This is a genomic window from Mycobacterium celatum (assembly GCF_002101595.1).
Classification (GTDB): domain Bacteria; phylum Actinomycetota; class Actinomycetes; order Mycobacteriales; family Mycobacteriaceae; genus Mycobacterium; species Mycobacterium celatum.
On sequence record NZ_LQOM01000024.1, the window covers coordinates 1 to 24966 of the forward strand.

Genomic DNA, 24966 nt, shown 5'->3' on the forward strand with positions numbered 1-24966 from the left:
CTACGCTACAAACCGGACCGACCAACCCCTGGTCGAAATCCAATGAGCCGAGCCTCCATCAAAACCAGGGCACTTCAATCGCCGTGCACGTCTTTTTGCGATGGCGCCACAAGTACCTCATTTCCGTCGTCACCGATGGGCTCGTCATCGATCGACGGCGCGATCCCTATTCACTCGTCGACGCGCAGCTGGGCCTCTGGGTAGACATGGGGGTCGCGCTTCACCTGCACTCCGGCCGTCACCGCTTTGTCCTGGGCGGACGAGATCGGCGCGTTAGCCCGGCGACGCCGCTCGACGTGCCGCCTGTGCACTACGTCGACGCGTGGTTGTCGGAGGCGGACTTCGACGAGCTGCTCGTTCTGGGCGGCCGGTCTGCTGCGCGCGGACCCGCATCCGGCGAACCGACTCGGTGCCTGCTGTTTCCGAATCCCCTTGTGATTCAACAGCTGGGGCCGCTTGCACTGCGAAAGAAAAGACGACTGATGCGGTCACTCACGCAACCGCAGCTGTTCATCGACGTCGACAATGACGCGATCCGGGTGATCGACCCGGACAGCAACGTGCTTAGAGCCTCGGCATCGGTTCAGCAGGTAACCACGACGTCGGCTACCTACCGCCTTACGGGCGACGATGCGGGCCAATACTTTTCGACAATGCCGGCGATGGCCGTGTCCGTTCCCGGCATGCAACCACTGACCATCGGATGCCGTGACTTCAGGGGACTGGAGCGGCGATTTTCGTGGCCCGCCAACGTGGCGATAACCAATGAGCCCCCTGCCTACGCGGTCTCGGCGGCTGATTGGCTAACTCTGACCGACGGACTCGGCCTGGCCGCAGATGTCGAGGACTCAGCGCAATAACGCGCGTGCCATCACCACACGCTGAATCTGGTTGGTGCCCTCGTAGATCTGAGTGATCTTGGCGTCGCGCATGAAGCGTTCGACCGGGAAGTCGATCGTGTAACCGGCGCCGCCGAAAAGCTGCACCGCGTCGACGGTGACCTCCATCGCCACATCGGACGCAAAGCATTTCGACGCCGCGGAGATGAAACCGAGGTCGGGCTCGCCGCGCTCGGCGCGGGCCGCCGCGGTGTACACCATCAGCCGGGCCGCCTCCACCTTCATCGCCATGTCGGCCAACATGAACTGCACACCCTGGAATGTGCTGATCGACTCGCCGAACTGTTTGCGTCCCTTGGTGTATTCGATCGCCGCGTCCAACGCACCCTGCGCGATACCGACCGCCTGCGCGCCGATCGTCGGGCGGGTGTGGTCCAACGTCGCCAGCGCGGTCTTGAACCCGGTTCCGGGCTCGCCGATGATGCGGTCACCCGGAATGCGGCAGTTCTCGAAATACAGCTCGGTGGTCGGCGAGCCCTTGATGCCCAACTTCTTTTCCTTGGGCCCCACCGAGAACCCCTCGTCGTCCTTGTGCACCACGAACGCCGAAATCCCGTTAGCGCCCTTGTCCGGATCGGTCACCGCCATCACCGTGTACCAGGTCGACTTGCCGCCGTTGGTGATCCAGCTCTTGGCGCCGTTGAGAATCCAGTCGTCACCGTCGGCGACGGCCCGCGTGCGCATCGACGCCGCGTCGCTGCCGGACTCCCGCTCCGAGAGCGCATACGACGCCATCGCCCCCTCGGTGGCCAGCGTCGGCAGTACCTGTTTCTTGAGCTCCTCCGACCCCCGCATGATCAGGCCCATGGTGCCCAGCTTGTTCACGGCCGGAATCAACGACGCGGACGCGTCGACGCGTGCCACTTCCTCGATGACGATGCAGGTCGCCACCGAGTCGGCGCCCTGACCCCCATACTCCTCGGGCACATGCACCGCGTTGAATCCCGACGCGTTCAGCGCCGCCAACGCCTCCTCGGGAAAGCGCGGCGTCTCGTCTACCTCCGCGGCATACGGAGCGATTTCTTTTTCCGCCAGCGCCCGAATCGCCGCCCGCAGCTCCTCGTGCTCCTCGGGCAGCTTGAACAGATCAAACGACGGATTTCCGCCCCACCCCGCCATCTCGGCCTCCTCCTATTACTCGCCGGTAACTTTACCGCGCAGCGCCTCGTCCTTGGCCAGCACCGACTCGGCCAGCTGATCCTGGAAGGCCACCACCCGGCTCCGCAGCGCCGAGTCGGATGCGCCCAGGATCCGCACCGCCAGCAGGCCGGCGTTGCGGGCCCCGCCGATCGACACCGTGGCCACCGGCACCCCGGCCGGCATCTGCACGATCGACAGCAGCGAGTCCAGCCCGTCGAGCCGGGCCAACGGCACCGGAACCCCGATCACCGGCAGCGGCGTGGCCGAGGCGACCATTCCGGGCAAGTGAGCGGCCCCACCGGCCCCGGCGATGATCACCTCGATGCCGCGGTTGGCCGCCCCCCGCGCATAGTCGAGCATCCGGCCCGGCGTGCGGTGCGCCGAGACCACCCCGACCTCGAACGGAACGTCGAATTCGGCCAGCGCATGGGCGGCGTCCTGCATCACCGACCAGTCGCTGTCGCTGCCCATGATCACGCCGACTCTCGGTTCAGCCATGCGGGTCCCATCCGTCGGTCCACTGCCCATGCGACAACCAGTGTGCAGCCAGCGCGGCTCGCTCACGCAGCTTCGCGAGCTGCTCGCGATCCTCGGCCGGGAAATGCCCGAGGAAGTTGACGTGCCCGATCTTGCGGCCCGGCCGTTCGCCCTTGCCGTAGAGATGGACGCGGGCCTCGGGCATCCGCGCGAACAGGTGGTGCAGCCGCTCGTCGACTGTCATCGTCGGCGTCTGCGCGGCGCCCAGCACGTTGGCCATCACCGTCACCGGCACGGTGGCGTCCGTGTCGCCGAGCGGGTAGTCGAGCACCGCGCGCAGATGCTGTTCGAATTGGCTGGTCCGGGCGCCGTCCATGGTCCAGTGTCCGGAGTTGTGCGGCCGCATCGCCAGCTCGTTGACCATGAGGTCGCCGTCGACCGTTTCGAACAACTCGACCGCCAGCACGCCCACGACGCCCAGCTCCCCCGCCAATTGCAACGCCAGCTGCTGGGCCCCGGCGCCGACGTGGTCGGGCACCTCCGGCGCCGGCGCGATCACCTCCACACAGATGCCCTCGCGTTGCACCGTTTCCACCACAGGCCACGCCGCCCCCTGCCCGAACGGCGAGCGTGCCACCAGCGCGGACAACTCACGGCGAATCGCCACCCGCTCCTCGACCAGCACCGGCACGCCGGAACCCAGAAAACCCGCGGCAATTTCGCGGGCCTGCACAAGGTCGTCGGCCATCCGCACGCCGCGGCCGTCGTACCCGCCCCGGGCCGCCTTGACCGCCAGCGAACCCTCGACGCGGCGGGCGAACGCGTCCACGTCGTCGGGCGCAATGACGGCCGCGTAGCGCGGCACCGGGGCGCCTAGCGCCTCCAGCCGTCGCCGCATCACCAGCTTGTCTTGGGCATGCACCAGGGCCTGCGGCGGCGGCGCCACGTTGACACCTTCGGCGACCAGCTTCTCGAGCAGCTCGACCGGAACGTGTTCGTGGTCGAAGGTCAGCGCGTCCGCCCCGGCCGCGACACGGCGCAAGTCGTCGAGGTTGGTGTGCGAACCGATCACGACGTCCGGGCTGACTTGGGCGGCCGGATCGTCGGCGTTGGCGGCCAGCACCCGAAGGGTTTGGCCCAGCGCAATCGCGGCCTGGTGGGTCATCCGGGCGAGTTGGCCGCCGCCGACCATTGCGACCTGGGGAGCAGCGGTGGGTGTACTCGTCACGCCAAATATGGTGTCATGGCCCGCCGACCGGGGTATTTAGCGGCGGTGACACCGATGCTTCGCGGAGGCAAGCGTCAATACGTACACTGCGACATTGTGTCCTTTGCCGATGCCACGATCGAGCGACTGCCCTCGCTGATCCGGCCTTATGCGGAACGCCACCACGAACTCATCAAGTTCGCCATCGTCGGCGCCACCACCTTCGTCATCGACTCGGCGATCTTCTACACGCTCAAGCTGACCATCCTCGAGCCCAAGCCGGTGACCGCCAAAGTCATCGCCGGCATCGTCGCCGTCATCGCGTCCTACATCCTGAACCGGGAATGGAGCTTCCGGCACCGCGGCGGTCGCGAGCGCCACCACGAGGCACTGCTGTTCTTCGCGTTCAGCGGAGTCGGCGTGCTGCTGTCCATGGCGCCGCTGTGGTTCTCCAGCTACATCCTGCAGCTGCGGGTGCCGACGGTGTCGCTGACCGTGGAGAACATCGCCGACTTCATCTCGGCCTACATCATCGGCAACCTGCTGCAGATGGCGTTCCGGTTCTGGGCGTTCCGCCGCTGGGTGTTCCCTGACGAGTTCGGCCGCACTTCGGAGAAGGCGCTGGAGTCGGCGCTGACCGCCGGCGGAATCGCCGAAGCCATGGAGGACAACATCGAAGGCGGCGGCACCGTCACGCTGATGCGGGCGTGGCGGTCACGCCGGTCTCAGCTGGACGACTCCTCCGAGCCCAGGGTGTGGAAAACCTCGTGATACAGCAGCGCGTGGACTTGCTCCACGCGCGGAATATCGTTGAATTCCAACGGGTCTTGTGACGCCGACTCGATGATCAGCGTCCCGGTCCGCAAGATCCGGTCGACGATGCGGTGCCGGAACTCGACGTGAAAGATCCGGGCCAGCGGGATGTCGATACCGCTGCGGGTCAGCAGTCCGTGCCGAAACATCACCCGGCGGTCGGTGATCACGAAATGCGTTGTGAGCCAGTCCAGGAACGGCCACAGCGTCAGCCAGCCGACGACGACGAGCCAGACGGCCGAGATCACCCCGTAGACCACGTTTTTGGTAGTCGGATCCCAGTCGGTGGTGTTGACGACGGCCGACGCGAAGGACGCCAGCCCGGTCGCCAATATGAGGACGACCACCGCACCGATCAGCCGCTTCCAGTGCGGGTGGCGATGCAGGACAACCTGTTCGTCGCCGGCCAGCACGTTGTCGGGATAGGGCACGGCAGCACTCTAAACGCCGGGCCGCAGATGCGTGATGTCTCCGGCCGAGACAGTCTCGACCTGCCCGCCGGTGTCGATGCACAACCGGCCCAGTTCGTCGATGGCCTGCGCGACGCCGACGACCTCGTGGTCGCCGGGCAGGATCGCTCGCACCCGGGTGCCCAGCGTCAGGCTGCGATGCTGGTAGTCGGCGAACAGCGCCGGGTCGGCGCCTCCCGCGGTGCGCCACGCGTCGATGCGGGCTGCCAATTCGCGAAGGATACGGTGCGCCAACGCATTTCGATCGGTTGCCGACGATCCCAGCATGAGCAGGGAGGTGGCCGCCGGGTCGGGTGCTTCGTCGGCGGTCAGCGTCACGTTGAGTCCCAGGCCGATGACGATCACCGGTGCCGGCGCGGCAACTTCGGCGAGGATGCCTGCCAGCTTCCCGCCGCCGACCACCACGTCATTGGGCCACTTCAGCCCGGCGTTGACGCCGGTGACCGCGGCCAGCGCGTCGACCACGGCGACACCGGTGGCCAGCGGCAACCAGCCCCATCCCGACCGCGGCACCGACGCTCCGCCCACGCCGACGGACAACGCGATCTGTGCCCGCGGCGGCGCCAGCCAGTGCCGACCGTGGCGCCCGCGTCCGGTGGTCTGGTACTCCGCCATGAGCACGACGCCGTCGATGTCCTCGCCGTCGCTCGCCCGGGCCAGTAGGTCGGCGTTGGTGGAGCCGGTCTCGTCGACCACGTCGAGCCGACGCCACGGCAGTCCTGGCCCGATCAGCCCGTCGCTGATGACCGCCGCGTCTAACGGCACCCTGGGACCCATGGACACTCAGCCTAAGACGACGTACTGGATTGGGATCGGAATCTAAGGAACCGCTAAGCTCTCCAGCCATGACAAGCGTTTCCGATGCCCATGTCGAAGCCAAGGCCGAGCACGAGATCGACATTCACACCACCGCGGGCAAGCTGGCGGAACTGCGCAAGCGGACCGAGGAGACGCTGCACCCGGTCGGTGAGGCCGCCGTCGAGAAGGTGCACGCCAAGGGCAAGCTGACCGCCCGCGAGCGCATCTACGCGCTGCTCGACGAGGACTCGTTCGTCGAACTCGACGCGCTGGCCCGCCACCGCAGCACCAACTTCGGGCTGGACCAAAAGCGCCCGCTGGGCGACGGCGTGGTCACCGGCTACGGCACCATCGACGGTCGCGACGTGTGCATCTTCAGCCAGGACGTCACCGTGTTCGGCGGCAGCCTGGGCGAGGTATACGGCGAAAAGATCGTCAAGGTGCAGGATCTGGCGATCAAGACCGGCCGCCCGCTGATCGGCATCAACGACGGCGCCGGCGCCCGCATCCAGGAGGGCGTGGTCTCGCTGGGCCTCTACAGCAAGATCTTCCACAACAACATCCTGGCGTCCGGGGTGATCCCGCAGATCTCGCTGATCATGGGCGCCGCGGCCGGCGGGCACGTCTACTCCCCCGCGCTGACCGACTTCGTGGTGATGGTCGACCAGACCAGCCAGATGTTCATCACCGGCCCCGACGTGATCAAGACCGTCACCGGTGAGGACGTCACGATGGAGGAGCTCGGCGGGGCGCACACCCACATGGCCAAGTCCGGCACCGCGCACTACGTTGCGTCCGGCGAGCAGGACGCGTTCGAGTACGTCCGCGAGCTGCTGAGCTACCTGCCGCCCAACAACTTCACCGACCCGCCGCGCTACCCCGTGCCGGTCCCGGAGGGCGCCATCGAGGACAACCTCACCGAGGAAGACCTCGAGCTGGACACGCTGATTCCGGACTCGGCGAACCAGCCCTACGACATGCACGAGGTGATCACCCGCATCCTCGACGACGACGAGTTCCTCGAGGTGCAGGCGGGCTACGCCCAGAACGTGGTGATCGGGTTCGGCCGTATCGACGGCCGGCCGGTCGGCATCGTCGCAAACCAGCCCACCCACTTCGCCGGCTGCCTGGACATCAATGCTTCGGAGAAGGCGGCCCGCTTCGTGCGGACCTGCGACTGCTTCAACATCCCGATCGTCATGCTGGTCGACGTGCCGGGCTTCCTGCCGGGCACCGACCAGGAGTACAACGGCATCATCCGGCGCGGCGCGAAACTGCTCTACGCCTACGGCGAGGCGACGGTCCCCAAGATCACCGTCATCACCCGCAAGGCCTACGGCGGCGCGTACTGCGTGATGGGCTCCAAGGACATGGGCGCCGACGTGTGCGTGGCGTGGCCGACGGCGCAGATCGCGGTGATGGGTGCCTCCGGCGCGGTCGGGTTCGTGTACCGCCAGCAGCTCGCCGAGGCCGCCAAGAAGGGCGAGGACGTGGACGCGCTGCGGCTGCAGCTGCAGCAGGAGTACGAGGACACCCTGGTCAACCCGTACATCGCCGCCGAGCGCGGGTACGTCGACGCGGTTATCCCGCCGTCGCACACCCGCGGCTACGTCGGGACGGCGCTGCGGCTGCTGGAGCGCAAGATCGCTCAGCTGCCGCCGAAGAAGCACGGGAACATTCCGCTGTGAGCGAGCACGAAGTCCACGAACCCCACATCGAGGTGCTCAAAGGCAACCCGACCGACGAGGAGCTGGCGGCACTGATCGCGGTGCTCGGCAGCGCCAGCGGCGGTGCGAGCGAAACCGGGCACACCGAGCGCACACGCTGGGGTCTGCCCGTCGACCGGCTGCGCTACCCCGTGTTCAGCTGGCAGCGGATCACGCTGCAGGAACGGACGCACATGCGGCGATGACCCGCCTGGTGCTGGCGTCGGCCTCCCAGGGCCGCCTGCGGGTGCTGCGCCAAGCCGGTGTCGACCCACTGGTCGTGGTCTCCGGCGTCGACGAGGATGCGGTCATCGCAACACTGGGGCCGGGCGCCGCACCCGCCGAAGTCGTTTGCACGCTGGCGCAAGCCAAAGCCAACGAGGTGGTGGCCGGGCTTGACCGGTCGGTCGCGGCGGATTGTGTTGTCATCGGCTGTGATTCGATGCTGGAGGTCGACGGCGCGCTGGTGGGCAAGCCGGGGTCGGCCGATGCCGCGCGGCGGCAATGGCTTTCGATGGGCGGCAAGGCCGGGCAGCTCTACACCGGCCATTGTCTGCTGCGGGTGAGCGACGGCACGGTCACCGAGTGTCAAGCCGAATCAGCCACTACCACAGTGTATTTCGCCAATCCGACAGCAGCAGACCTGGAGGCATACGTCGCCAGCGGTGAACCGCTGCAGGTGGCGGGCGGGTTTACCATCGACGGGCTGGGCGGCTGGTTCGTCGACGGCATCGAGGGTGACCCGTCGAATGTGATCGGTCTGAGCCTGCCGCTGACCCGTCGACTCCTAGAGCGCATCGGGCTGTCACTTACCGAAATCGGCTTTTTGCAGGAGAAGAGCGAGAAGAACGCGGCAAAACGTCAACCTCGGCGGTAGCCGCGTTGGCTCAACGCGTCGTCTACTCGGCTGATGACATCGGCGTTGCGATCTTCGGCGATGACGCGCACAACGATCCAGCCCAGCCGCTGCAGTTTTCGCTGGCACCGAACGTCTTTCACGTATTGGGCGCGGTTGGTGCGGTGTTGGTCGCCGTCATACTCAGCGGCCACCTTCAGGTCCTCCCAACCCATGTCGAGGGTGCGGAAGAGTCGCCACCCCTCGAAAACCGGTATCTGCGTGGCGGGCCGGGGAAATCCCGCGTCGATCAACAACAGCCGCAGCCAAGTCTCCTTCGGCGACGCAGCACCGCCGTCGACCAGTTCCAGCGCCGCCCGCAGCCGCCGTAGCCCTCGGGCGCCCGGGTAACGCTTGGCCACCAGCAGCACATCCTCCACCGAAAACGGTGTCGCGTACATCAACGCGTCGAGCCGCGCCACCGCGTCGTCGCGCTGCAGATGCCGGCCGATGTCAAACGCCGTGCGTGCCGGCGTTGTGACGGGTATTCCCGCCACCCAGGTGATTTCGTCCTCGGCCAGGCTCTCGTTGCGCACCAGCAGCCCACTTTGGGGGCGTGCATTTGGCGCAAGCAACTCGACGGGCGTGTCCGCGTCGACCCATTTGGCGCCGTGCAGTGCAGAGGCCGCGATCCCGCTGACCACTGCCTGCCGCCGGCATGTCAACAACGCACCGACGGTCCGATCACGCAGCGACGGCACGTGCCGCTTGGGTACATACACCCCGCGGTAGATCGGGCGGTACCAGCGCTGCAATTCGTGTCTGGTCAGCCGGCCCGCCGCCAGAGCCTGACTGCCCACAAAGACTTCCCCCATACCCGCATCGTGGCATCAGCCTCCGACAGCGACCGAGATCGACGTTTTGCAGCGAAAGTGCGAGTGCAGACCCGCAAAACGTCGATCTCGCCGAGCCTGCGGATCGTGATCTAACTGCAATCTGGCGCGCCCGCCGCGGTTGTCGGGTTCGGCCGCAAAGCACCCGCACACTGGGCCGATGCCAGTCGAAGAAACCATGTGGGACGTCGGCGTCCCGCGCGACATCGACCGCTACGACACCGAACGCCTTCGCGCAGTGTTCGCAGAGGTCGTCCGGCAGCACCTGTCACCGGGCAAGCGGCTGCTGCGAGTGGTCGCCTGGAGCCCCAACGGCGGCGCACTGTTCCGGCCCAAGCCGGGCACCCGGCGGTTCGCGGTGGCTTACGAGGTCGCGCTGGGCATCTGACGCGCTCCTGGCGGTACGCTCGATACCGTGCCGCTACCAGCAGATCCCAGCCCCACACTGGCCGCCTACGCCCACCCGGAACGACTGGTCACCGCCGACTGGCTGGCCAGCAATATGGGCAAGCCCGGACTTGCTATCGTCGAATCCGACGAGGACGTACTGCTTTACGACGTCGGCCACATCCCCGGCGCGGTCAAGATCGACTGGCATACCGACCTCAACGACCCGCGCGTGCGCGACTACATCAACGGTGAGCAATTCGCCGACCTGATGAACCGCAAGGGCATCTCGCGCGACGACACCGTCGTGATCTACGGCGACAAGAGCAACTGGTGGGCCGCCTATGCGCTGTGGGTGTTCACGCTGTTCGGTCACCCGGATGTCCGGCTGCTCAACGGCGGTCGCGACCTGTGGCTCTCGGAGGGTAGGGAGACGACGCTCGACGTCCCGACCAAGACCACGACCGGCTACCCCGTCGTCGAGCGCAACGACGCGCCGATCCGTGCGTTCAAGGACGACGTACTGGCCATCCTGGGCTCCGAGCCGTTGATCGACGTGCGCTCCCCCGACGAGTACACCGGCAAGCGCACCCACATGCCCGACTACCCCGAGGAGGGTGCGCTGCGCGCCGGGCACATCCCGACGGCGGTGCACATCCCGTGGGGCAAGGCCGCCGACGACAGCGGCAGGTTCCGCAGCCGTGACGAACTCGAGCAGCTCTACGGGTTCATCAAGCCGGACGACAAGACCGTCGTGTACTGCCGTATCGGCGAACGTTCCAGCCACACCTGGTTCGTGCTGACCCATCTGCTCGGGATACCGGGTGTGCGCAACTACGACGGCTCGTGGACGGAGTGGGGCAACACCGTGCGGGTGCCGATCGCGGCAGGTGACCAGCCGGGAACCGTATGAGCATGCCCGCACCGCTGGCCGAGGTGGTGTCCGACTTCGCTGAAGTCGAAGGCCAGGACAAGCTGCAGCTGCTGCTGGAGTTCGCCAACGAGCTGCCGCCGCTGCCGGCCGACCTGCAAGAAGCAGCGATGGAGCCGGTACCCGAATGCCAGACTCCGCTGTTTTTGCACGTCGACGCCAGCGATCGGCAGCGGGTGCGGCTGCACTTTTCCGCGCCGGCCGAATCCCCCACCACCCGCGGATTCGCCTCGATCCTGGCCACCGGGCTCGACGAACAACCCGCCGCCGACATCCTCGCGGTGCCGGAGGACTTCTACACCGATCTCGGGCTGGCGGCGCTGATCAGCCCGCTGCGGCTGCGCGGCATGTCGGCGATCCTGGCCCGGATCAAACGACACCTACGCGAGCCTTAGACTCTCACCGACAGACTTGTAAGAGAATTTCTTAGAGAAAGCCACCAAGGGAGGCGCAGTGCCTAGTCACGCCAGCTCGAAGATCGCCAAGGTTCTCGTCGCCAATCGCGGTGAGATCGCGGTGCGGGTGATCCGGGCGGCCAGGGACGCCGGCTACCCCAGCGTGGCGGTGTACGCCGAACCCGACGCCGACGCGCCGCACGTCCGGCTGGCCGACGAGGCGTTCGCGCTGGGCGGCCAAACTTCGGCCGAGTCCTACCTGGACTTCGGTAAGCTCCTCGAGGCCGCCGAGAAGTCCGGCGCCAACGCCATCCATCCCGGCTACGGCTTCCTGTCCGAGAACGCCGACTTCGCCCAGGCCGTCATCGACGCCGGGCTGATCTGGATCGGGCCCAGCCCGCAGTCGATCCGCGACCTCGGTGACAAGGTCACCGCTCGGCACATCGCCGCCCGCGCGCAGGCTCCGCTGGTCCCCGGCACCCCCGACCCGGTCAAGGACGCCGACGAGGTGGTGGCCTTCGCCAAGGAGTACGGCGTGCCGATCGCGATCAAGGCCGCGTTCGGCGGCGGCGGCAAGGGCATGAAGGTCGCCCGCACCCTTGAGGAGATCCCCGAGCTGTACGAGTCGGCGGTGCGCGAGGCCGTCGCCGCGTTCGGCCGCGGCGAGTGCTTCGTCGAGCGCTACCTCGACAAGCCCCGCCACGTCGAGGCGCAGGTGATCGCCGACCAGCACGGCAACGTCGTCGTCGCCGGCACCCGCGACTGCTCGCTGCAGCGCCGTTTCCAGAAGCTCGTCGAAGAGGCGCCGGCGCCGTTCCTGACCGACGCGCAGCGCAAGGAGATCCACGAGTCCGCCAAGCGGATCTGCAAAGAGGCGCACTACTACGGCGCCGGGACCGTCGAATACCTGGTCGGCCAGGACGGCCTGATCTCCTTCCTCGAGGTCAACACCCGGCTGCAGGTCGAGCACCCGGTCACCGAGGAGACCGCCGGCATCGACCTGGTGCTGCAGCAGTTCAAGATCGCCAACGGCGAGAAGCTCGACATCACCGAGGACCCGACCCCGCGCGGGCACGCGATCGAGTTCCGGATCAACGGCGAGGACGCCGGCCGCGGCTTCCTGCCGGCACCCGGACCGGTCACCAAGTTCGAGCCGCCGGCCGGGCCGGGTGTGCGGCTGGACTCCGGTGTGGAAACCGGTTCGGTCATCGGCGGACAGTTCGACTCGATGCTGGCCAAGCTGATCGTCTACGGTGCCGATCGCGACGAGGCACTGCGACGCGCGCGCCGTGCTCTTGACGAATTCCACGTCGAAGGCCTGGCCACCGTCATCCCGTTCCACCGCGCCGTGGTGTCCGACCCGGCGTTCATCGGCGACGGCAACGGCTTCTCGGTGCACACCCGCTGGATCGAAACCGAGTGGAACAACACGATCGAGCCGTTCACAGGAGGCCAGCCGCTTGACGAGGAGGACACCCGCCCGCGGCAGAAGGTGGTCGTCGAGGTCGGCGGCCGCCGACTCGAGGTGTCGCTGCCCGCCGACCTTGCGTTGTCCAACGGCAGCGGCGGCGACGCGGCCGGCGTCATCCGCAAGAAGCCCAAGCCGCGCAAGCGGGGCGCGCTGGCCGGCCTCGCCGCGTCGGGTGACGCGGTGACCGCGCCCATGCAGGGCACCGTGGTGAAGGTTGCCGTCGAAGAGGGCCAGGAGGTCACCGCCGGCGACCTGGTGGTGGTCCTGGAGGCGATGAAGATGGAGAACCCGGTCACGGCCCACAAGGACGGCGTCATCACCGGGCTGGCCGTGGAGGCCGGCGCCGCGATCACCCAGGGCACGGTCCTCGCAGAGATCAAGTAACGGCGTCCGTCCGGCGACGATGCCGAGCGCAGCGACGAGGAGGAGCCGGACAATCATTGTGGAGCCGGTTCAGATCAACGCGGGCGGGTGGTATTTGCTGCCGCGCGACGACGCTGACTGCTGCGGCTGGTCGGTATGCGAGGCGACGACGGGTGAACCGCAGGCCGACGTGACGCTCGACCCGGTCAGCGGAGCCATCGTGACCCGGGCCCAGGACGGGCACGACGACGCCGCGGCCGCCGCCGCTGAGGCGGTGCAACGATTTGCTGCCGCAATGGGGGTGCGAACCGCGCCGGCTCAGGAGTAAGGTCAAACCAGGTTGAGTTCACAGCCGCCCGGAACAACGTCAATGACGTGCGGGGGAGGCTGCCAACCAGCTCCCCCGCCGTGAGGGGCCACCACTTGACGTGATCCACAGCACGATGTTCGTTGACTGATGGAGTCACCAATGTCTGTCGCCAATACTGCAGGATCTGCGGCCGCCGCATTTCCGCCTCAACCGTGGGAAAGCCACACCGCCCGTTTCAACGCTCGTCGCGGGCCGTCGGCCACCGTAATCAGCGCGAACGGCGAGTTCGACGCGTCCAACTCGGGTGCGCTCGCCGACTATGTGGCGCGCTGCGCGGCTCATTCCAAGTCGCTGGTCGTGGATTTGAGCGGCGTGGAATTCTTTGGCACCGCCGGTTTTTCGGCGTTGCACACGATCAATGTCCGGTGCGCCGGCGCCGACGTGCGCTGGGCGGTGGTGCCCAGTCACGCGGTTTCCCGGTTGCTGCGCATCTGCGATCCGGACAAGACGCTCCCGATCGCGGAGTCGGTGGCCGAGGGCTTGGCCGACGCCGAGGAGCCGCGTCGCCTACGCCAGCTGATCGCGCAGTCGCGTTAGCGATTTCGCCAACAGGCGAGACACATGCATCTGTGAGATGCCAACCCGCTCGGCAATCTGCGTCTGCGTCATCGACTCGAAGAACCTGAGCACCAACACCGTTCGCTCGCGCTCGGACAGCGCGTCCAGCAGCGGGCGCAGCGCCTCGCGGTTCTCGATCCGCTCCAGGCCGGCGTCCACATCACCGAGCGTGTCGGCGATGGCGCGGGCGTCTTCGTCGCCGCCGCCGCCACCGCTGTCGATGGACAAGGTGTTGTAGGAGCTGCCCGCCACCAGACCCTCGATCACCTCAGTCCGGTCCATGTCGAGCTCGTCGGCCAGCTCCGACGCCGTCGGCGCCCGGCCGAGCCGCTGGGACAGGTCGGCCGTGGCAGTGCCCAGCCGCAGATGCAGTTCCTTGAGCCGGCGCGGCACCTTGACCGACCAGCTGTTGTCCCGGAAGTGGCGGCGAACCTCCCCCATGATCGTGGGCACCGCGAACGAGACGAAGTCCGAACCCGCGTCGACGTCGAAGCGCACGACGGCGTTGACCAGCCCGACCCGGGCTACCTGGACCAAGTCGTCGCGCGGTTCGCCGCGGCCCTCGAAGCGGCGGGCGATGTGATCGGCCAGCGGCAGGCAGCGTTCCACGATCTTGTCGCGCTGACGCTGGAATTCCGGTGAATCGGCCGACAGGCTGGCCAACTCACGGAACATATCCGGAACGTCGGCGTATTCATTGGGCCGCGACCCCGAACCGCCGACAGCTCGCGATGTCACCGGGCGGAGCCCGCCCGTCGCGTCGTCAAGGTGATGCCGAATACGCCGCCGGACCCTTCGGGGCCGCGACCGTCGTGGAACGTCTGGACGTCGTCGGTCAGCGAGGTCAGCACATGCCAGCTGAAACTGCCGGGCATCACCACGTCGGAGGTCTGGCAGGCCGCCGACGCCTGCACGACCAATTCGGTGTCGCGTGGATCGACCACTATTACCAGCGTCGCGTCGGGGGCCGCGGAGCGGATCAGCCGGGTGCACACTTCGTCGACCGCCAGCCGCAGGTCGGCCACCGCGTCGAAGTCGAGGTCCTCGAAGGCGCCGACCGCGCCGACCAGGGTGCGCAGCATCGCCAGATTCTCCAACCGGGCGGCGACCCTGAACTCGATGGCACGGTCGCCTCGTTGCTGGGCGTTACCTGACACTTCGGTAGCGGTCATCTGGCCTCCCGGCAATATTTGACTGAGACTACCCCCGCGCTGGAGCCGGTTAGTCATGAGCGGTTGGCCCGGTGGCGACCCGTTGCGGCCGGCTTCGCCGCGCTTACGATCGCCACGCGCCGGGTATTCCACCCGCCATGGAGAAGGCCGACGCCACGGAAGTTCGCCGCACACGGCGACTTCGGCGCACCGCGGTGATCGCGGTGATCACGCTGCTGGTCGTGATTCTGGCGGCGATCGGGATCTACGTGATCGCGTTTGTGATTCTGGCCCCGATGCTCGGCTAGCCGGGATGCTGCGCCGTTGCTGGCTGCTGTTGAAGTCATCATGGTGTAGACCTGATACCCCCTCGCCGCGGCGAGCGAAACCCAGGAGAGTGCGATGGACAACCGCGACCCCCTGTCCGACGAGGTTCCCGTCGCCGACGCCGTCGAGCAGGAGCAGGAAACCACCCCCGTCCCGGACGTTCCCGACCGGGAGATCCCACCGGTGGAGGCGAACGCCTCGGACTGGCAGGAGCAGCGTCAGGAGATTGTCGGCGACGACGAAGACGACCGCGACTTATACCGCGAGTGAGCGCGGCGAAACCTAGGCTTGTGCCATGACGCAAATTCTGGTGCGGGCTGTGGTGGTCATGGCATCGTGGGCGATCGGAGTGCTGGTGGCGGCGTGGGTTGTGCCCGGCGTGTCCATCTCGGCGTCGGGATTCGTTGTCGCCGTAGCGCTGTTCTCGATTGCGCACGCGCTGCTGTCGGCGCTGATCTTGAAGTTGCCCCATGCCTATGCGTCGCTGGTGCTCGGGGGCAGCGGCCTGGTATTGACGGTGGTTGCGCTGGCTCTGGCCTCGGCGTGGACCGACGGCCTGTTCTTGCGCGACATCGCTTCGTGGGTCGCGGCGACGGTGGTGGTGTGGCTGGTGACCACGATCGGCGCTATTTGCCTGCCGGAGATCTTCGCCCGCAGCGAGGCCGGCCCGGTTTGAGAAGTCAGTGAGTAGCATTTGCATTACCTGGTCCGATGACGGAGGGGAGCTGATGGGCGACACGCATCACAATCCGACGGATCCATTCCGGACCACGCAGCCGCACGCCGGCATCACGATGAAGGACAACTTGTTCTGGCCCGGGTTCATCCTGCTGGCCGTCGCAGTGGCCGGGATGATCAGCACGGTGGCCGTCGCCGCCTACCGGCATTACGAGTGGCTCTCCGCGACCGTCGCCATCGCCGTGCTCGGAACCATCGCCGGTGCGATGTGGTTTGTCATCGAACTGCGCCGGGTGGCTCGCATAGAAGCGCAGTGGGAGTCCCGGCAGTCGTCAGCCCGCTAATGCCGGACCCGCGATCGGCGGGGCACCCATCGTCAGGGTGAGCAGCATCAGCATCAACAGGAACCATCCCGCGCCCTGCCATGCCCACCAGGTGCCCTCGTCGCGCCAAATGCGGTACGTGCGCAGGAACGCCCACACCCCGCTGGCGAACAAGATGACCGGAGCGCCGAATGCCAGCAAAGTGCGCTGCGGCGCGCCGCAGGCCACGGTGTCGACAGCCATCGCGCCGTTGCACGTGCTGACCCATAGCGCGGCAACAATCAAGAACGCCACTCCGGCGACGCCAGCCAGCACTGCGAACCGGACGGCCGACTGGACGTCGCGGTCCTCCTGCCCCAGGCGGTCGCCACCTGAGCGCTGACGTGGTTTTTGCATCCGCGAACCTCTATCTTGCTTTCGGCTTCTTGTTGCATCGGCAAATCGGCGACTTCAGTTACACCGCCGTCGCGAGCCTGTCGCGGAGCCCGTGACTAGACCCCGACCTCAGTGAGGTTGACAACGGTATACCCGGTGGTAGGACGCGGTAAACACATCGCGGACCGCGTCCAGCGCCACATCGATCTCGGTGCGTGAGACGGTCAGCGCCGGCCGGAAACGCACGCCGTCGGCCCCGGTGGGCAGCACGATCACCCCGCGTTGCCACAGCTCGCGGATGACCTCGTCGCGCTCGGCGCTGCCGGGCAGGCTGAAGGCGCACATCAGGCCGCGGCCGCGGACGTCGAGCATCACCGCCGGGAAGTCGGCGGCGAGTTCTTCGAGCCCGCTGCGCAGGTAGCGGCCCTGGGCGGCCGCATTGGCGAACAACTGCTCGGATTCGATCACTTCCAGCACGCGGCGCGCTCGGACCATGTCGGTCAGGTTGCCGCCCCACGTCGAGTTGAGCCGGGAGTTGACGGCGAACACGTTGTCGGCGATCTCGTCGACGCGCCGTCCCGCCATCACGCCGCACACCTGGGTCTTCTTGCCGAACGCGACGACGTCCGGGGCGACGCCCAATTGCTGGTAAGCCCAAGCGGTTCCGGTCAGCCCGCACCCGGTCTGCACCTCGTCGAAAATCAGCAGGGCGTCGTGCTCGTCGCACAGTGCGCGCATGGCGGCGAAGAACTCCGGGCGGAAGTGGCGGTCGCCGCCTTCACCCTGGATCGGTTCGGCGATGAAACACGCGATGTCGTGCGGGTGGGCGTCGAACGCCGCCCGGGCCTGCCGCAGCGACTCGGCTTCCAGCGCGTCCATGTCCGCCCCGGGCCGCAGATAGGGCGCGTCGATGCGCGGCCAGTCGAATTTCGGGAAGCGCGCCACGTTGAGCGGGTTGTGTGTGTTCGTCAGCGACAGCGTGTAGCCGCTGCGACCGTGAAATGCTCCGCGCAGGTGCAACACCCGGGTGCCCAGCGCGGGGTCGACGCCGCGCTCCTCGTTGTGCCGGCTTTTCCAGTCGAACGCGATTTTCAGCGCGTTCTCCACCGCCAGGGCGCCGCCGTCGATGAAGAACAGGTGCGGCAGCGCCGGATCGCCCAGCACTCGCACGAAGGTTTCGACGAAGCGGGCCATCGGCACCGAATACACGTCGGAGTTGCTCGGCTTGTTGACCGCGGCGTGGGCGAGTTCGGCGAGGAAGTCGTCGTCGCCGGTCAGCGCCGGGTGGTTCATGCCCAGCGCCGACGAGGAGACGAACGTGAACATGTCCAGGTAGCGCCGGCCAGTGCGGGCGTCGACCAGGTACGAGCCGGCCGAGCGCTCCAGGTCGAGCACCAGGTCGAAACCGCCGAGCGCAATGCTGCGGCCCAGCACGTCGAGGACGCGGTCGGGGTGCAGCTGTTCGCCGGTGGCCTCCAGCACAGTCATGCCCCGATTTTAGCAACATGTTTACGCTCTAATCGACGCGACACCGTAGGAATTACGGCACAAACTGCCTGCCGCTGTAAAAAGTGCGTAGAATGATCGTGCTTCGCGTCCGAACGTTGGCCGTTGTCCGGATCCGCTGCAGCAGGTCCTCCAGCGCCCGCGCGGACTCGACACGGACCAGCAGGATGTAGCTCTCCTCGCCGGCCACCGAGTGGCACGATTCGATCGCCTCGATGTGCGCGAGGCGGGCAGGCGCATCATCGGGTTGGGAGGGATCGAGAGGAGTGATGGCCACGAACGCCGACAGCAAATGCCCCACCGCTTCGGGGTCGATCCGCGCCGAATATCCGGTCACCACGCCGCGCTCCTGGAGGCGACGCACCCTCGACTGGACCGCCGACACCGACAGGCCGGCGCTGGCCGCTAAGTCCGACAACGTCGCGCGGCCGTCGGCGACCAGTTCGCGCACCAGGGTCCGGTCGATGTCGTCGAGAGCCATGGCCGGACGATAGCCGACGATGAGTGCTGCGAAAAAGCTTGCGCCCTGGCAGCTGCGGGAGCGCTTCGCCGCCGGGCTGTCGGCGATGTACGGCGGCGAGGTACCGGCCTACCCGACGTTGGTCCAAATCAGCACCGAGGTCAACGGCGAGTACGTGCAGCGCCATCCGGATGCCGAACGTCTGGGGTCGTTCGACCGCGTAACCGCCGAGCGACACGGCGCGATCCGGGTCGGCACGCCGGCCGAGTTGGCGGCGGTCGCCGAGCTGTTCGGCGCGTTCGGCATGGTCCCGGTCGGCTACTACGACCTGCGTGAGGCGACGTCACCGGTTCCGGTGGTATCCACCGCGTTCCGGCCCGTCGCCGCAGATGAGCTGGCGCGCAATCCGTTTCGGGTGTTCACGTCGATGCTGGCGCTGCGGGATGCGCGGTTCTTCGAGGCGGACCTGCGCGCGAGGGTCCAGACGTTCCTGGCGCGGCGGCAGTTGTTCGACCCGGCGCTGATCGCCGACGCGCGGGTGATCGCCGCCGACGGCGGGTGCCCGGCAGGTGAGGCGGACGCGTTCGTCGGGCGGGCAGTGGCGGCGTTCGCGCTGTCACGCGACCCGATCGACAAGTCGTGGTACGACGAGCTTTCCCGGATCTCGGCGGTGGCCGCCGACATCGCCGGGCTGAGCTCCACCCACATCAACCACCTCACGCCGCGGGTGCTCGACATCGACGAGTTGTACCGCCGGATGACGGCGCGCGGCATCGCGATGATCGACGCGATCCAGGGACCGCCGCGCACCGACGGGCCGGCAGTGTTGTTGCGCCAGACGTCGTTTCGCGCACTTGCCGAGCCACGGCAGTTCCGCTGCGACGACGGCTCTGTTGTCGAGGGCACCGTGCGGGTCCGCTTCGGCGAGGTCGAGGCACGCGGCGTGGCGCTGACACGGAAAGGCCGGGAACGCTACGACGCCGCAATGGCCACCGACGACCCAGCGGCGGTGTGGGACGAGTATTTCCCGTCGACGGATGCGGAGATGGCCGCCCAGGGGCTGGCTTACTACCGCGGCGGCGACCCTGCCAAACCCGTTGTCTACGAAGACTTTCTGCCGACGTCGGCGGCCGGCATCTTCCGGTCCAACCTGGACCGCGACGCTTCGACCTGCGACGCCGACGACAACTCCGGCTACAGCATGGACTGGATGGCCGGGGCCATCGGCCGTCACATCCACGATCCGTATGCGCTCTACGAAGCCCAGGAGACCGCCGCATGAGCTTGCCCACCGCTGACGAACTGCGCGACCGGGTGCGCCGCGCGCTGGACGCCGTCGGCGCTCACGCCACACTCGGCGAGCCGGGCGGACACGGCCTGCCGGCCGGCACGCCGATCACCGGCGACGTGCTATTCACCGTGGGCTCGGTTGCCGACCCCGACGCCGCGATCAGCGCTGCATCGCAGGCGTTTTCGACGTGGCGCGCCACCCCGGCACCGGTGCGCGGCGCTCTGGTGGCCCGGCTCGGCGAGCTGCTCACCGCGCACAAGGAGGAGCTGGCCACGCTGGTGACCGTCGAGGTCGGAAAGATCGCGGCGGAGGCGCTGGGCGAGGTGCAGGAGATGATCGACGTCTGCCAGTTCGCCGTCGGGCTGTCCCGTCAGCTCTACGGGCGCGTCATCGCCTCCGAGCGGCCGGGGCACCGGCTGATGGAGACCTGGCATCCGCTGGGTGTGGTGGGCGTGATCACCGCGTTCAACTTTCCGGTCGCGGTGTGGGCGTGGAACACCGCGGTGGCGCTGGTGTGCGGCGACACCGTGGTGTGGAAGCCGTCGGAGTTGACGCCGTTGACCGCGCTGGCATGCCAGGCGCTGATCGTACGGGCGGCCGACGACGTCGGGGCGCCGCGCGGGGTGAGCGGCCTGGTACTGGGTGACCGCCAGGCCGGCGGGCAGCTGGTCGACGACCAGCGGGTCGCGCTGGTGTCGGCGACCGGCTCGGTGAGGATGGGCCGCGAGGTCGGGCCGCGGGTGGCGTCGCGGTTCGGCCGGGTGCTGCTGGAGCTGGGAGGCAACAACGCGGCGGTCCTGACGCCGTCGGCGGACCTGGATTTGGCATTGCGCGCCATCGTGTTTGCCGCCGCCGGTACCGCAGGGCAGCGCTGCACCACGTTGCGCCGGCTAATCGCCCACCGCTCGGTGGCCGACGACGTGGTGGTGCGCATCGCCGCCGCCTATCGACAGTTGCCGATCGGCGACCCGTCGGCGCACGGCACACTGGTCGGCCCGCTGATCCATGAGACCGCGTACCGCGACATGGTGGGCGCACTGGAGCAGGCTCGCACCGACGGCGGGCAGGTCATCGGCGGCGAGCGGCACCACCTCGGCCCGGAAAGCGCCTACTACGTCGCCCCGGCGCTGGTGCGGATGCCGGCGCAGACGGCGATCGTCGCCACCGAGACCTTTGCGCCGATTCTCTACGTGCTGACCTACGACGACCTCGACGAGGCGATAGCGTTGAACAATGATGTGCCGCAGGGGCTTTCGTCGGCGATCTTCACCACCGACCTCCGCGAGGCGCAACGCTTCATCGACGGCTCGGACTGCGGCATCACCAACATCAACATCGGCACCTCCGGCGCGGAGATCGGCGGCGCGTTCGGCGGCGAGAAGAACACCGGCGGCGGCAGGGAGTCCGGGTCGGACGCGTGGAAGGGCTACATGCGCCGCGCCACCAACACGATCAACTACTCCGACGAGCTGCCGCTGGCCCAGGGCGTTCGGTTCACCTAGCTACTGTGCGTCGCGGCCCTGCCGGCTGCGGCCGTAGGCGCCGCGCCGCAACTCGGTCAACCAGCCCGGCGCCAGCGCGACGTCGGCAGGGCTGTGGATGGTGGGGTCGAAGACGAGGTCGCGAGCCTCGTCGCCGGCCAGCACCCGGTTGAGCGTCAGCTGGCCCAGCATCCCGAAAGCGCCTGTCGGACCGGCTTGTTCGATAGCAAACACGATGCCGCCGTCGTCGATGTGGTTGCGGATGCTTTCCAGTGTCACGCCGCGGTCTGGGATTTCGGTGATCAGCTTGGCGCGGATCCACCACAACTGCTGCTGATAGCGCACCGGCACCAGGCTCGACATCGTCACACCGGACCACGACGTCACCGGCCGCAAGCCGATCCGGGTCAACAGCCCGGCGCCGGTGGACGCCAACAGCACATCCCAGCCGGTCGGCGGGTACTTCGACGGCGGCATCTTCCAGGCCAGCCCGACGATGTCGGGGAACGCACCGGGCGTCCCGGCAGCTTTGGAGACCCGCGCGACCACGTCGCACGAGGTGACTGGCAACCCCTGGTCTTGCGGGGCCAGCCGCTCGAGCACGCCGCCGGCCAGCACCCCGTTGGGGTGAAAGATACGCCGGCCGCGGAGCGCTGACGCCCACCGGAAGGGCGTGGTGACAAAGTCGGACAGCGCCATCAGGCCGGGACCGAATCGGTTTCGCGGTTCCAGGCGCGGTGCTTGGCCAGCGCGGCCGCGAACGCCTCGAAGAAGTCGTCGGAAAGGTCGCCGGCGGCCGCCGTCGTCGTCACGACGCCATGGGAGTCAACGACTTTCGTGCTGTCGGCGGTTTTCTCGGCGATCCCTGCTTTCGGCAGCAGCTTGACACCCGCGCCGAATGCGCCCACCGGCTTGTAGTGCTTGTACGCCTCGGTGACGAAGTGCATCGCGTACCCGTCGGCGGCCAGTGTCTGGATGGCATCCGGTCCGCAGGGCAGCACCACCGCGTCGTAAAGCACCGACGCCATGCTGGTGAACGACCGGTCCACCGCGATCTCACCGCCCGATCCCCCGGACAGCGTCCCACCGCCGGTGGGCGCCAGCACCTCCGCGAACGCGCCGCGTTTGCGCATCGCCTCGACGAACCGCTCGGTGCCCTGCACGTCGACACCGTCGGCGGCCAGCACCGCGATCTTGCGGCTCTCGATGCTGTCGGTGGCGGTGTTGAGTTGGGAAAGCGCCGGCGAGGCCGGCATTTTGTCGTCGACGGGCTGTTCGTCGGGCACCGGCAGCCCGAGTTGTCCCGCGACCTGCGCGGCCAGGTCGTGGTCGACCAGGTTCAGTTGTTCGACCACCCGCGACCGGATCTCGACGGTTTCCACGTGGCCGAGTTCGAACGCGTAGGCGGCCACGATGTGTTTGGCCTCGACCGGCGACATGCTCTTCCAGAACATCCGGGCCTGGCTGTAATAGTCCTGGAAGCTCTTGGCGCGCTGGCGGATCTTGTGCCCGTCTACCTTTTGGGTGTAGTGGCGGAATACATCCTCGTCTGCGAGCGCGGGGCAACCGCCGCCCAGTGAGTTCTTGTAGTAACTCGATTTGCCTTTGGGAATGGCGATTTGGCCGTAGCCGTCGTGCTGGTTGGTGCGGACCTCGGCGACGGGCCGGTTGACCGGCAACTGGGCGAAGTTCGGGCCGCCCAGGCGGATCAGCTGAGTGTCCAGGTACGAGAAATTGCGGAACTGCAGCAGCGGGTCGTTGGTGAAGTCGATGCCGGGCACCACGTTGGCGGTGTGGAAGGCCACCTGTTCGGTTTCGGCGAAGAAGTTGTCCGGGTTGCGGTTGAGCACCATCTTGCCCACCGGGCGGACCGGAACCTGTTCCTCCGGAATGATTTTCGTGGCGTCGAGCAAATCGAACTCGAAGTTGAACTCGTCGGCTTCCGGCACCAACTGCACACCGAGTTCCCATTCGGGGTATTGGCCGGCCTCGATGGAGTCCCACAGGTCGCGGCGGTTGAAGTCGGGGTCCTTGCCGGCGACCTTCTGGCATTCGTCCCAGACCAGCGAGTGCACACCGAGGCGCGGCTTCCAGTGGAATTTCACGAAAGTGCCTTCGCCTTTGGCGTTGACCAGCCGGAAGGTGTGCACGCCGAAGCCCTGCATCATCCGGTAGCTGCGCGGCAACGACCGATCCGACATCAGCCACATGATCGTGTGCAGTGTCTCCGGCTGCAGCGACACGAAATCCCACAGCGTGTCATGGGCGGACTGGGCCTGCGGAATCTCGTTGTGCGGCTCGGGTTTGACCGCATGCACGAAGTCGGGGAACTTGATCCCGTCCTGGATGAAAAACACCGGAAAGTTGTTGCCGACGAGGTCGTAGTTGCCCTGGTCGGTGTAGAACTTGGTGGCGAAACCGCGCACGTCGCGCACCGTGTCGGCGGATCCGCGCGAGCCCGCGACCGTCGAGAACCGCACGAACACCGGCGTCTGCTTGCCGGGGTTGGTCAGGAATTTCGCGACGGTGTAGTCGGCAAGCGAGTCGTCGTACGGCTCGAAATACCCGTACGCGCCCGCGCCGCGGGCGTGCACCACGCGTTCTGGTATGCGCTCGTGGTCGAAATGGGTGATCTTCTCCCGGGCATGGAAATCCTCCAGCAGGGTGGGTCCGCGTTCGCCGATACTCAGCGCATCGTCGGTGTGGTCGACCCGAACACCTTGCTGTGTCGTCAGGTAGCCGGTGTCCCGCTCGACGCGGTACTGGTCGAGCTGCTGCTGCTTTGGATTTGCGTTCTTGTCAGCCATTGCGTCCCTTCCCAGATAGGAATTCCAGGCCTGAGTACCCAAGTGGGCCTTCGCCAAACGGCGCACGCGTGCCGCCCGCGGGCCGGTTTGCTCACGGGACCTGCCTTATTGACGGAAGCGTCGCTCGAGCAAATGGGCCTCGCCTTGCTGAGCGTTTAAAGGCAGCGAATTTCTTGTGGAAGTACCATCGAGCGCATGCGAACGCCTAGGCGCCGGTTATCTCCTGACGATCGGCGATCAGAGTTGCTGGCGCTCGGTGCGGAGGTTTTCGGCCAGCGACCCTATGACGAGGTCCGCATCGACGAGATCGCCGAACGCGCCGGGGTGTCGCGCGCGCTGATGTACCACTACTTCCCGGACAAGCGCGCGTTCTTCGCGGCGGTCGTCAAGGGGCAGGCCGATCAGCTGTTCGAGACCAGCCATAACCTGCCGTCGCCCGGCCAGTCGCTGTTCGAAGAGGTGCGGACCGGCGTGCTGGCGTACATGAAGTACCACCAGGAGCATCCGCACGCCGCGTGGGCCGCCTATGTCGGCCTCGGTCGCTCCGACCCCGTGCTGCTGGGCATCGACGACGAGGCCAAGGATCGCCAGATGGAGCACATCATGAGGCGCATCCTCGAGGTCGAGGGGGACAACAAGCTCGACCCTGACGTCGAGCGGGATCTGCGGGTAATGGTCCACGGCTGGTTGGCCCTGACGTTCGAGGTGTGCCGGCAGCGGATCATGCACCCGTCGACCGACGCCGGTCACCTCGCGGACTCGTGCGCGCACGCGCTGCTCGACGCGGTTGCCCGGGTGCCCGGGATCCCCGAGCAGCTCGCCAAGGCGGTGGCCCCCGACCAGCGCTGACTGCC

The 24966-nt window shown here is 67.3% G+C and carries 30 protein-coding genes and 1 pseudogene; 18 read left to right on the forward strand and 13 right to left on the reverse strand.

What is annotated here, in order from left to right; all coding sequences use genetic code 11:
- The coding region (locus AWB95_RS23470) for a hypothetical protein (protein WP_085167959.1) at window positions 1-860 on the forward strand (860 nt) is incomplete at its 5' end.
- On the opposite strand, the gene AWB95_RS07915 is transcribed toward AWB95_RS23470, so the two are convergent.
- The 3 genes from AWB95_RS07915 to AWB95_RS07925 are packed head-to-tail and all read right to left on the reverse strand — an operon-like array spanning window position 849 to window position 3708.
- Window positions 849-2018 (reverse strand): acyl-CoA dehydrogenase, encoded by a 1170-nt coding sequence (locus AWB95_RS07915; protein WP_062539192.1) that lies wholly within the window; start codon window positions 2016-2018, stop codon window positions 849-851. The two genes, AWB95_RS23470 and AWB95_RS07915, sit on opposite strands and share 12 nt — an antisense overlap.
- A gap of 15 nt (window positions 2019-2033) precedes the next feature.
- On the reverse strand, window positions 2034-2537 hold the full coding sequence (purE, locus tag AWB95_RS07920) for a 5-(carboxyamino)imidazole ribonucleotide mutase (RefSeq protein ID WP_062539191.1): 504 nt from the start codon (window positions 2535-2537) through the stop codon (window positions 2034-2036).
- Complete coding sequence (locus AWB95_RS07925; protein WP_062539190.1) at window positions 2530-3708, reverse strand: 5-(carboxyamino)imidazole ribonucleotide synthase; 1179 nt, start codon at window positions 3706-3708, stop codon at window positions 2530-2532. Before AWB95_RS07925 ends, purE begins: the two co-directional genes overlap by 8 nt.
- A gap of 132 nt (window positions 3709-3840) precedes the next feature.
- On the opposite strand from AWB95_RS07925, the gene AWB95_RS07930 reads away from it, so the two are divergent.
- Complete coding sequence (locus AWB95_RS07930; RefSeq protein WP_062539189.1) at window positions 3841-4494, forward strand: GtrA family protein; 654 nt, start codon at window positions 3841-3843, stop codon at window positions 4492-4494.
- Here AWB95_RS07930 and AWB95_RS07935 read toward each other — a convergent pair.
- Together AWB95_RS07935 and AWB95_RS07940 are read right to left on the reverse strand one after the other, a co-directional pair.
- Window positions 4449-4967, reverse strand: a complete 519-nt coding sequence (locus AWB95_RS07935) for a PH domain-containing protein (protein ID WP_062539188.1) — start codon at window positions 4965-4967, stop codon at window positions 4449-4451. The genes AWB95_RS07930 and AWB95_RS07935 overlap by 46 nt on opposite strands.
- 9 nt (window positions 4968-4976) lie before the next feature.
- The gene (locus AWB95_RS07940; protein ID WP_062539187.1) at window positions 4977-5783 is read right to left on the reverse strand and encodes a biotin--[acetyl-CoA-carboxylase] ligase; all 807 of its coding nucleotides are present in this window, start codon (window positions 5781-5783) and stop codon (window positions 4977-4979) included.
- A 68-nt stretch (window positions 5784-5851) separates the two neighbouring features.
- On the opposite strand from AWB95_RS07940, the gene AWB95_RS07945 reads away from it, so the two are divergent.
- From AWB95_RS07945 to AWB95_RS07955, 3 genes and pseudogenes are all read left to right on the forward strand, one after another.
- Window positions 5852-7492 carry an acyl-CoA carboxylase subunit beta gene (locus AWB95_RS07945; protein ID WP_062539186.1) on the forward strand — a complete coding sequence of 547 codons (1641 nt, stop codon included), beginning with the start codon at window positions 5852-5854 and terminating at the stop codon, window positions 7490-7492.
- 14 nt (window positions 7493-7506) lie between these two features.
- Window positions 7507-7716: pseudogene (locus AWB95_RS07950) on the forward strand (acyl-CoA carboxylase subunit epsilon); the annotation flags it as partial.
- Window positions 7713-8387 (forward strand): Maf family protein, encoded by a 675-nt coding sequence (locus tag AWB95_RS07955; protein WP_062539184.1) that lies wholly within the window; start codon window positions 7713-7715, stop codon window positions 8385-8387. The pseudogene AWB95_RS07950 and the gene AWB95_RS07955, both read left to right, overlap by 4 nt.
- Here AWB95_RS07955 and AWB95_RS07960 read toward each other — a convergent pair.
- The gene (locus AWB95_RS07960) at window positions 8372-9220 is read right to left on the reverse strand and encodes a type IV toxin-antitoxin system AbiEi family antitoxin (RefSeq protein ID WP_062539183.1); all 849 of its coding nucleotides are present in this window, start codon (window positions 9218-9220) and stop codon (window positions 8372-8374) included. The genes AWB95_RS07955 and AWB95_RS07960 overlap by 16 nt on opposite strands.
- Window positions 9221-9398: 178 nt before the next feature.
- On the opposite strand from AWB95_RS07960, the gene AWB95_RS07965 reads away from it, so the two are divergent.
- The 6 genes from AWB95_RS07965 to AWB95_RS07990 all read left to right on the forward strand — a co-directional run bounded on the left by AWB95_RS07965 (window position 9399) and on the right by AWB95_RS07990 (window position 13692).
- On the forward strand, window positions 9399-9626 hold the full coding sequence (locus AWB95_RS07965) for a hypothetical protein (RefSeq protein ID WP_232315574.1): 228 nt from the start codon (window positions 9399-9401) through the stop codon (window positions 9624-9626).
- A gap of 27 nt (window positions 9627-9653) precedes the next feature.
- On the forward strand, window positions 9654-10538 hold the full coding sequence (locus tag AWB95_RS07970; RefSeq protein ID WP_062539182.1) for a sulfurtransferase: 885 nt from the start codon (window positions 9654-9656) through the stop codon (window positions 10536-10538).
- Window positions 10535-10951, forward strand: coding sequence for a SufE family protein (locus tag AWB95_RS07975; protein WP_062539181.1), 417 nt, complete (start codon window positions 10535-10537; stop codon window positions 10949-10951). The genes AWB95_RS07970 and AWB95_RS07975 overlap by 4 nt, the downstream gene beginning before the upstream one ends.
- A 58-nt stretch (window positions 10952-11009) precedes the next feature.
- Entirely contained in the window at window positions 11010-12806 is a 1797-nt protein-coding gene (locus AWB95_RS07980) for an acetyl/propionyl/methylcrotonyl-CoA carboxylase subunit alpha (RefSeq protein ID WP_062539180.1), read from the forward strand.
- 58 nt (window positions 12807-12864) lie between these two features.
- Window positions 12865-13113: a hypothetical protein gene (locus AWB95_RS07985; protein WP_062539179.1), complete on the forward strand. Its 249-nt coding sequence runs from the start codon at window positions 12865-12867 to the stop codon at window positions 13111-13113.
- Window positions 13114-13242: 129 nt separating this feature from the next.
- The gene (locus AWB95_RS07990; protein ID WP_084706996.1) at window positions 13243-13692 is read left to right on the forward strand and encodes an STAS domain-containing protein; all 450 of its coding nucleotides are present in this window, start codon (window positions 13243-13245) and stop codon (window positions 13690-13692) included.
- Here AWB95_RS07990 and AWB95_RS07995 read toward each other — a convergent pair.
- Both AWB95_RS07995 and AWB95_RS08000 read right to left on the reverse strand, forming a co-directional pair.
- On the reverse strand, window positions 13663-14451 hold the full coding sequence (locus AWB95_RS07995) for an RNA polymerase sigma factor SigF (RefSeq protein WP_062539177.1): 789 nt from the start codon (window positions 14449-14451) through the stop codon (window positions 13663-13665). The genes AWB95_RS07990 and AWB95_RS07995 overlap by 30 nt on opposite strands.
- Window positions 14448-14885, reverse strand: coding sequence for an ATP-binding protein (locus AWB95_RS08000; protein WP_062539176.1), 438 nt, complete (start codon window positions 14883-14885; stop codon window positions 14448-14450). Before AWB95_RS08000 ends, AWB95_RS07995 begins: the two co-directional genes overlap by 4 nt.
- Before the next feature lie 137 nt (window positions 14886-15022).
- On the opposite strand from AWB95_RS08000, the gene AWB95_RS23240 reads away from it, so the two are divergent.
- From AWB95_RS23240 to usfY, 4 genes are all read left to right on the forward strand, one after another.
- Window positions 15023-15172, forward strand: a complete 150-nt coding sequence (locus AWB95_RS23240; protein ID WP_169714648.1) for a hypothetical protein — start codon at window positions 15023-15025, stop codon at window positions 15170-15172.
- 94 nt (window positions 15173-15266) lie between these two features.
- Window positions 15267-15461 (forward strand): hypothetical protein, encoded by a 195-nt coding sequence (locus AWB95_RS08005; RefSeq protein ID WP_062539175.1) that lies wholly within the window; start codon window positions 15267-15269, stop codon window positions 15459-15461.
- A gap of 25 nt (window positions 15462-15486) precedes the next feature.
- A complete protein-coding gene (locus tag AWB95_RS08010) occupies window positions 15487-15867 on the forward strand; it encodes a phage holin family protein (protein WP_062539174.1) in 381 nt (126 codons plus the stop codon).
- Window positions 15868-15919: 52 nt separating this feature from the next.
- Window positions 15920-16213 carry a protein UsfY gene (usfY, locus tag AWB95_RS08015; protein ID WP_180276015.1) on the forward strand — a complete coding sequence of 98 codons (294 nt, stop codon included), beginning with the start codon at window positions 15920-15922 and terminating at the stop codon, window positions 16211-16213.
- On the opposite strand, the gene AWB95_RS08020 is transcribed toward usfY, so the two are convergent.
- The 3 genes from AWB95_RS08020 to AWB95_RS08030 all read right to left on the reverse strand — a co-directional run bounded on the left by AWB95_RS08020 (window position 16202) and on the right by AWB95_RS08030 (window position 18554).
- Window positions 16202-16588: a hypothetical protein gene (locus AWB95_RS08020; RefSeq protein ID WP_062539173.1), complete on the reverse strand. Its 387-nt coding sequence runs from the start codon at window positions 16586-16588 to the stop codon at window positions 16202-16204. The genes usfY and AWB95_RS08020 overlap by 12 nt on opposite strands.
- A gap of 108 nt (window positions 16589-16696) precedes the next feature.
- Window positions 16697-18055 (reverse strand): L-lysine 6-transaminase, encoded by a 1359-nt coding sequence (gene lat, locus AWB95_RS08025; protein WP_062539172.1) that lies wholly within the window; start codon window positions 18053-18055, stop codon window positions 16697-16699.
- A gap of 52 nt (window positions 18056-18107) precedes the next feature.
- Window positions 18108-18554, reverse strand: a complete 447-nt coding sequence (locus AWB95_RS08030; protein ID WP_062539171.1) for an Lrp/AsnC family transcriptional regulator — start codon at window positions 18552-18554, stop codon at window positions 18108-18110.
- A gap of 19 nt (window positions 18555-18573) precedes the next feature.
- Between AWB95_RS08030 and hglS the strand changes: the two genes are divergently transcribed.
- Both hglS and amaB read left to right on the forward strand, forming a co-directional pair.
- A complete protein-coding gene (gene hglS / locus AWB95_RS08035) occupies window positions 18574-19815 on the forward strand; it encodes a 2-oxoadipate dioxygenase/decarboxylase (RefSeq protein ID WP_062539170.1) in 1242 nt (413 codons plus the stop codon).
- Entirely contained in the window at window positions 19812-21326 is a 1515-nt protein-coding gene (gene amaB / locus AWB95_RS08040) for an L-piperidine-6-carboxylate dehydrogenase (protein ID WP_085167961.1), read from the forward strand. Before hglS ends, amaB begins: the two co-directional genes overlap by 4 nt.
- Here amaB and AWB95_RS08045 read toward each other — a convergent pair whose 3' ends face one another.
- Both AWB95_RS08045 and AWB95_RS08050 read right to left on the reverse strand, forming a co-directional pair.
- Window positions 21327-22004 (reverse strand): hypothetical protein, encoded by a 678-nt coding sequence (locus tag AWB95_RS08045; protein WP_062541777.1) that lies wholly within the window; start codon window positions 22002-22004, stop codon window positions 21327-21329.
- On the reverse strand, window positions 22004-24112 hold the full coding sequence (locus tag AWB95_RS08050) for a catalase (protein WP_062541778.1): 2109 nt from the start codon (window positions 24110-24112) through the stop codon (window positions 22004-22006). The genes AWB95_RS08045 and AWB95_RS08050 overlap by 1 nt, the downstream gene beginning before the upstream one ends.
- Window positions 24113-24307: 195 nt before the next feature.
- On the opposite strand from AWB95_RS08050, the gene AWB95_RS08055 reads away from it, so the two are divergent.
- The gene (locus AWB95_RS08055; protein WP_085167963.1) at window positions 24308-24961 is read left to right on the forward strand and encodes a TetR/AcrR family transcriptional regulator; all 654 of its coding nucleotides are present in this window, start codon (window positions 24308-24310) and stop codon (window positions 24959-24961) included.
- The last annotated feature ends 5 nt before the right edge of the window (window positions 24962-24966 follow it).